Consider the following 4230-nt stretch of genomic DNA (forward strand, 5'->3'; position numbering starts at 1 on the left):
CGGCACAATCGTCCATAGGCGGCGCGGTCGGTGGGATAAACCAGGAGCGACATGCCATCCGCAAGATCAAAGCGGCAGCCAACGACAAGGCGCACACCGGTGACTTTGGCCGCTTCATGCGCTCGTACAATCCCTGCGAGGCTATTTACGATCTACAATTGCAAGCGCCTCTATTCCGAGGTTGGCAGCATGAGCGAAGAGGTCCTCGCAGGAAGATGCGCCACGCAGCAATAAGAAGTGCGACGTAACCTGGAGTTCGGCGTAGCGGGGGCGGTCGGTCATCTGAAGACCCCATGCAAGAACCAACGGTGGGATCCCGTCTCTGAATTTTCGCCGTCGCTTGCCCGAAAAATCCAGTAGGGTTCGCCGGAATCGTCTTCGACGCGGAAATAGTCGCGCACGGCGATCATCTCGGGATCGCGCGTCCACCATTCGCCGTAAACTCGGTCCGGGCCATCAGCTCGCCGAACGCGCCTCCGGACGCCACGCCATGTGAAGGATACGGGGGGATGATCGAGTAACAGCGCAACAGTCTCGATGGGCTCAGGCGACATAAACAGCCGAGCCGGGCGCGGCCATTCGCTTGTCCACGTCGCGCCACCCTCAGGCGACATTGGCACGACGCGCTTTACCGATCGCTCCGGAACGTCGCTTGCAACGGGCGTCGCACGATAGAGAGCGCGGTCGCCCGCGCGGTTAGTCAGAATGTCGACCAGGTCGGAGACATCCGGAGGGGTATCGTCGATAAGCGAGGAGATTGTCTGCTTGGCCTCCATTGGCTCGGCAATCGTCGCTGTGATCGACATCAGTTCGATGCAAAGCCCGGCTCGATGGTTTCGATCTTGTCGCAAAGGAGGCGGGTCAATCGCTTTGCATCGCGCACAGGCGTAGCAGTCGCGACGCGCACAGCTTGGGCGCGGGTATCTACCCCGATAAGCAGATAATCTCAGTGTACGGCGGCATGTCTCAAAGGGCCCGAGGCCGGCCTCTACCGTCACCGTCGCGATGTCGGCTTTCAGGGGCACAGCGAACGTCAGACGTGGGGCGGATCGAAAAATTTTGCACGGCAGAGCGTCCTTCAGCTCGTTGCGCAAGCTCGCATTCATCAGCGAAACGACTGGGCGGCTCCGCCGAGCGGGAAAGTCCGCTCTGAGACAGCGCATCATGAAGAACTTGAGCTAATTCGAGGCTACGAGGCTAAGTCCCTTAGCGATGCCGAAACATGTAGGCGATAATCCGGATCGATGCCGACCAGATGCGCGTCGAACGTCGCGTGATGAATTTTGGACAGCGGAATGCCATTAGGCACAACGGGCTGCCCGAACTGCTCGTCCTTGTCGGCGACGATGTTGGCGGCGTCGAGGGGGAGCGGCTCGGATAAACCAGACAACGCGCAACGACCGTTGTAGGTCGTTATGACAGCCATGCGGAATGACGCTTGGTGACGCCGTTGCTTGACTGCACGAAGTGCGTAACGCCGCCGCGTGGCGCGACCGGTAAGCGGGGAACCAAATCCCGCGAATGAACTTGGGGTATAGAGGTCGTGTTCAGCCGCACCGCCATGTACGATCGGCAAACCTGGCCGCCTGAGCGCTCCCCCACTAGCCAAGAGCAGGGAGGTAACGGTGCCATGGACGAGATCGAAGCAAGGACCATCGGCAAGGTGATGTGGCGGTTGCTGCCCTTCCTGTTCGTCTGCTACTTCGTCGCGTACCTCGACCGGGTGAACGTCGGTTTCGCCAAACTACAGATGAACTCGGCGCTCGGCCTGTCGGAGGCGGCATACGGCTTTGGCGCGGGCCTGTTCTTCATCTCCTACTTTCTGTTCGAAGTACCATCCAACCTCGCGCTGGACAGGTTCGGCGCACGGCTCTGGATCGCTCGCATCATGTTAAGCTGGGGCGTTATCTCTGCTCTGTTCGCCTTCATCGCCCCGATCTCAGCGGCGACCGGGATCACGACCGAATGGGTGTTCTACATCCTCCGTTTCCTGCTCGGTCTCGCCGAGGCGGGTTTCTTTCCCGGGATCATTTTCTACCTGACACTGTGGTTCCCGTCGGTCTACCGGGCCCGGGTTGTCTCGCTGTTCATGCTGGCCATCCCGTTCTCGTCGATTGCGGGCGGACCGATCTCCGGGGCTCTGCTCAACATCTCCGGGGCCGGACTCGATGGCTGGCAATGGCTCTTCATCCTCGAAGCCTTGCCGTCGATCCTAATGGCCTTCGGGGTCATCTTTTACCTGACCGACCGGCCGGCGCTCGCGGCGTGGCTCGCCAAAGACGAGAGGGGCTGGCTCGAACGACGGCTGGAGACCGAGAGGCAGCACAAGGTGTCGGTCGAGCACGTAGGCATCGTCAAGGCGCTCACCGACCTCCGCATCCTCGCCTGCGCGTTCGTCTACTTCTGTCTGAACGCGGCGAGCTATGGTGTGGCGTTCTTCCTTCCGACGATCATCAAGAACTTTGGCGTAAGCAACTTCCAGACCGGCCTGCTGTCTGCGGTGCCCTTCTTGTTTGGCGCCGTCGGGATGGTCCTGCTGGGCCGCAACTCCGACCGCACATTGAAGCGTCGGGAGCACGTTTGCTTTGCCATGTTCCTCGCCGCGGTCGGCCTTGCGGGCGCGGGCCTCGTCTCCGCGCCGGCGCTGGTGCTTGGCTTGCTCTGCCTGAGCCAGATCGGCGTCTCCGCAACGCCGCCACTGCTGTGGCCAATACCGAGCGCCTTCCTGACGGGCACTTCGGCTGCGGCCGGGATCGCCGCGATCAATGCGCTCGGCAATCTGTCCGGCTTCGCCGGACCGTTCCTCATGGGCTACCTCAAAGACGCGACCGGCAACTTCACGGCCGGGCTGTTGGTCCTGGGCGGCTGCGCTCTAATCGGCAGCATTGTGGCCCTGAAGCTAAGGGTCAATCCGCAGATGGAGGTCACCGGCGCTGCGCCGGGTGCGTCGGCGCCGGCTCGCTGAGAGGACCAGCCTGTCGATGAGCGGGATTGCTCGACACGAAACGTAAACCCCGGCTTCAGCTCTACGGCCGTTAGGTGATCGTGGACCTCACACAGCCGCCTGCACATGTTCGAATGCCGCAGCGCGCATCAGTGTGTCAGAAGCATCAACGGTCATCACCGCGGTTTGCGGACCAGGAGAGGGAGGGACCGCCACCGTGTACTGGCAAGCAAACAGCAAGGCTCCGATGCCGCACTGCACGCCAAACTTGGCGCTCTATCCACCTATGCGGAAAACCGCCTGCCGCCGGCCCTTCAAACACCGCGGGTTTTCCGGTGTTTTAAATGGTTTTCGTTACATACGAGCGTGTATGATCGTCTTCGTCACTGGGGGCAAAGGGGACGCCCTCTTAGCTTGCATGAGACTAGTTAGCTTTGCCGTCGCGGCGGCAAGCGCTGTGCTCCTCGGATGCAGGGCCGCGCTCGTCACGCTAAGGCCGACGAACCCTCAAGATCCAATCTGTCCTGCTAACCCCGGCAGCTAAATGCCCAACATCATCCGAGCGGCATTGGCGTATCCGCCGCGACCGAAACATCGAGATTCGGCCGCAACGAAGTGGGCCGAAGGCCCCAAGGAGAAGCACCCAGCAGGTTAGGATCACCGCGGCGACACTGAGGGATCTGGCCACGACAAGACTTTCGCGTGCGAGCTGACCACGGACACGGGTATCCGCACCTTTTCCGTCACCAGAAGGTGAAATTCTTGTCCGCGTGGGACGAGTGCGCAAGCTCCCGCTGCCCAAGAGTTTGACCTCGGCCCATAGGCTCACGCACGGAAAGAAGGAAGCGGATCGCGATCGCACTCCGGGTACTCAAAAAACTGCGGCGTGGCCCGGATCAGCGCCTCGACATCAAGGAAGGGGAGCCACAGGCACTTCGCGAACGGCAGCACCTCCTCAAGCTTGCCGGGACGAGACCAGTTTCGCGCCGAGGCGCGGCGGTGATGTGCCGTTCCCCACCTTCCCGTTCATCACCCAGTTAGTCGATCGGATTCCCACCGATCTGCCCTCGGCGATCGGATAGACGATCAGCTTAGCCATCGGCCGCGGTTGTACCTGCAGCGGCTTCATTCAATCAGTGGGCTTGGATTAAGCTGCGCGCACTATTAAGCGCCGGGGGTCGACGAAGTCGGGCCAGCCTCTGAGCACGATAGCCTACGCTTGCGGGTACCGCGATTACACTAATTTCGCCCGTGCATTCCGCCGACGGTTCGGTCACGCACCCGGC

General features: G+C 61.3%; 3 protein-coding genes and 2 pseudogenes. 2 read left to right on the forward strand and 3 right to left on the reverse strand.

Annotated elements, in window-relative coordinates:
* The 3 genes and pseudogenes from CWO89_RS48560 to CWO89_RS41355 form a co-directional block, all read right to left on the reverse strand.
* Positions 1 to 282 (reverse strand): annotated as a pseudogene (locus CWO89_RS48560) (PHP domain-containing protein); the annotation flags it as partial.
* A pseudogene (locus CWO89_RS41350) lies at positions 279 to 946 on the reverse strand (DUF6504 family protein); the annotation flags it as partial. The pseudogenes CWO89_RS48560 and CWO89_RS41350, both read right to left, overlap by 4 nt.
* A gap of 243 nt (positions 947 to 1189) precedes the next feature.
* A complete protein-coding gene (locus CWO89_RS41355; RefSeq protein ID WP_207234681.1) occupies positions 1190 to 1426 on the reverse strand; it encodes an HNH endonuclease in 237 nt (78 codons plus the stop codon).
* Positions 1427 to 1630: 204 nt separating this feature from the next.
* Here CWO89_RS41355 and CWO89_RS41360 point away from each other — a divergent pair, with 204 nt between their 5' ends.
* Positions 1631 to 2965 (forward strand): MFS transporter, encoded by a 1335-nt coding sequence (locus tag CWO89_RS41360; RefSeq protein ID WP_130583997.1) that lies wholly within the window; start codon positions 1631 to 1633, stop codon positions 2963 to 2965.
* A gap of 1142 nt (positions 2966 to 4107) precedes the next feature.
* Positions 4108 to 4230: helix-turn-helix domain-containing protein (locus tag CWO89_RS49850; protein WP_130583998.1), on the forward strand; the 123-nt coding region annotated here is incomplete at its 3' end.

It is taken from the genome of Bradyrhizobium sp. Leo170, assembly GCF_004296405.1.
Lineage (GTDB): Bacteria > Pseudomonadota > Alphaproteobacteria > Rhizobiales > Xanthobacteraceae > Bradyrhizobium.

Bases quoted from the DNA above. Each gene is read 5' to 3' on its own strand.
- CWO89_RS41355 (WP_207234681.1), bottom strand. From the start codon at position 1,426: ATGGCTGTCATAACGACCTACAACGGTCGTTGCGCGTTGTCTGGTTTA.
- CWO89_RS41360 (WP_130583997.1), top strand. From the start codon at position 1,631: ATGGACGAGATCGAAGCAAGGACCATCGGCAAGGTGATGTGGCGGTTG.